Annotated in this window: 1 protein-coding gene; it reads right to left on the bottom strand. The window is 66.7% G+C overall.

Going from position 1 to position 705, the window contains the following annotated elements:
• The coding region (locus ACFFP0_RS30920) for a methyl-accepting chemotaxis protein (protein ID WP_377266073.1) at window positions 1–705 on the bottom strand (705 nt) is incomplete at both ends.

Here is a 705-nt window from a genome sequence, read left to right as displayed (position 1 = left end):
CTGCAGCTCCTCGGCCTGCGAAGCGAGTTCTTCCGAAGTGGCCGACATCTCTTCCGAGGCGCCGGCATTCTGCTGCGTCACCTTGTCGAGCTGCTGGATCGCCTCGTTGATCTGCGAGGCGCCGATATCCTGCTCGCGGCAGGCGGCGGAGATTTCCGACACCAGTTCGGCCGTCTTCTGGATATCCGGAACCAGCTTGTTGAGCATGTCGCCGGCTTCCGTCGCGACCTGGACGGTATCGCCGGAAAGCGCGCTGATTTCTGCCGCCGCGGCCTGGCTGCGTTCGGCGAGCTTGCGGACTTCCGAGGCGACCACCGCAAAACCCTTGCCGTGTTCGCCGGCGCGGGCGGCCTCGACCGCCGCGTTCAGCGCGAGAAGGTCGGTCTGGCGGGCGATTTCCTGGACGATCGAGATCTTCTCGGCAATCGTGCGCATCGCATGCACCGCGCGGCCAACGGCCTCGCCGGATGCTTCCGCGTCGCGCGAGGACTGGCGGGCGATCTTCTCGGTCTGGGCGGCGTTGTCGGCGTTCTGCTTGATGTTGGCGGCCATCTGCTCCATCGAGGCGGAAGCCTCCTCGGCGGAGGAGGCCTGTTCGGTTGCCCCTTGGGAAAGCTGTTCCGAGCTTGCCGAAAGTTCCTGGCTGCCGGACGAGACGTTGTCGGCGGCGGCAAGCGCATCGCCCACCACGCCGCGAAGGCGCTC

This window comes from Neorhizobium puerariae (genome assembly GCF_042429745.1).
Taxonomy (GTDB): Bacteria; Pseudomonadota; Alphaproteobacteria; order Rhizobiales; family Rhizobiaceae; genus Neorhizobium; species Neorhizobium puerariae.
Note: the sequence above shows the minus strand (reverse complement) of the source record. Positions and strands in the feature narration are given on the sequence as shown.